Below are 1,624 nucleotides of genomic sequence, written 5' to 3' on the forward strand. Positions count from 1 at the left end.
AAACTCAGACATAAAAAATCGGCCTCAACAATGTTGAGGCCGATTATGAAGCCTGCGTAGGATCGTTCAATGACTTAAAACGATCGGCATTATGCTTTAAGCAGGCTTTTTTTGGTTCGTTGGATTGGTAATTTACGCGTCTTCGTCTTTGGTGAATGCGTCTTCTGAGAAGTGATCCAGGTCGAACGGTGTTTGCTGGTAAACGCAATAGTTGAGCCAATTTGAGAAAAGCATATAACCATGGCTTCTCCAGCTCACATACGGTTCTTTTGATGGATCATCATCTGGATAATAGTTAACAGGAACGGCAGGTTCCATGCCTTCACCAACGTCTCGCGCGTATTCATTGTGCAAAGTCAGAGGGTCATACTCAGGGTGGCCCGTAACAAAAACGTTGCGTTTATCTTTCGTCGCCGCCAAATAGGTTCCCGCCGTCGGCGATGTCGCCAATATATCGAGATCCGTATGTTCGGCAAGAAAGTCTGGAGAGAAATCAGCATAACGTGAATGGGGCGCTAGGAAAGCATCGTCAAAGCCACGAAGAATAGGATTGTGGCTGTGCTCTTTGTTGGTGTTATGCCAATACACACCCGACAGTTTCTCTTTGCGGGTTTTCTTCGGCAAATCATACAACAGCTTCAGTCCAGCCTGAGCAGCCCAACACACATACAGCGTCGATGTCACATGGTCCTTTGCCCATGTCATGATGTCCTGCAAATGCTCCCAGTAAATCACATCTTCAAACTGAACCAGACCTAGCGGCGCGCCTGTGACGATCAAGCCATCGAAGTTACGCTCTCTGATCATCTGAAACTGACGATAGAAGGTATCTAAATGCTCAGTTGGCGTATTTTTACTGGGCCTATCATCAATACGCAGAAGTTCTACGTCTATTTGAAGTGGACTGTTTGATAGCAAACGCATGAACTGCGTTTCAGTCTCTATCTTCTTCGGCATTAAGTTGAGTAACAGAACTTTAAGAGGACGAATACTTTGACTGGCAGCACGTGTTTCAGGCATCACAAAGATGTTTTCCTGACGCAATGTACTTGCCGCGGGTAGCTGATCAGGAATTTTAATGGGCATCTTAAAGCACTCCCTTCTTAAGATGTATAGACGTCTAGAATTCCAATAACCCTATAACATCCTTTTCGTCTCTTCAAGACTATTTGTGAGAATCGAATTTGGCGCGCATATACGAAAAAACCCGCAGCGTTTCCGCTACGGGTTTGAAGAGGTATCTGGCAGTGACCTACTCTCACATGGGGAAACCCCACACTACCATCGGCGCAGCAACGTTTCACTTCTGAGTTCGGCATGGGATCAGGTGGTACCATCGCGCTATGGCTGCCAGAAAAATTTTTAAAGCTGGTGCTGATACCCAGATTCGAACTGGGGACCTCACCCTTACCAAGGGTGCACTCTACCAACTGAGCTATATCAGCGAATTTTTCTTCAACAAAGTCTTACTCATCGATGCTTTGTTTAAGGATCTATCATTTGCAAAGCAAATAGAAAGATTGAAATTAAAGCCTGGCGATGTCCTACTCTCACATGGGGAAGCCCCACACTACCATCGGCGCTGTTACGTTTCACTACTGAGTTCGGCATGGGTTCAGGTGGG

1 protein-coding gene, 1 tRNA gene and 2 rRNA genes are annotated in these 1,624 nt (G+C 46.0%); all 4 read right to left on the reverse strand.

Going from position 1 to position 1,624, the window contains the following annotated elements; genetic code table 11:
* Nucleotides 1-132: 132 nt before the first annotated feature.
* Nucleotides 133-1,086: a homoserine O-acetyltransferase MetA gene (gene metA / locus BM082_RS24510; protein ID WP_017010474.1), complete on the reverse strand. Its 954-nt coding sequence runs from the start codon at nt 1,084-1,086 to the stop codon at nt 133-135.
* Nucleotides 1,087-1,239: 153 nt separating this feature from the next.
* Nucleotides 1,240-1,355: ribosomal RNA gene (gene rrf / locus BM082_RS24515) — 5S ribosomal RNA — on the reverse strand.
* 14 nt (nt 1,356-1,369) lie between these two features.
* A tRNA-Thr gene (locus BM082_RS24520) sits at nt 1,370-1,445 on the reverse strand.
* A gap of 86 nt (nt 1,446-1,531) precedes the next feature.
* A 5S ribosomal RNA gene (rrf, locus tag BM082_RS24525) occupies nt 1,532-1,624 on the reverse strand; the annotation flags it as partial.

This window comes from Enterovibrio norvegicus DSM 15893 (assembly GCF_900115495.1).
Taxonomy (GTDB): domain Bacteria; phylum Pseudomonadota; class Gammaproteobacteria; order Enterobacterales; family Vibrionaceae; genus Enterovibrio; species Enterovibrio norvegicus.

Bases quoted from the DNA above. Each gene is read 5' to 3' on its own strand.
- metA (WP_017010474.1), bottom strand. From the start codon at position 1,086: ATGCCCATTAAAATTCCTGATCAGCTACCCGCGGCAAGTACATTGCGT.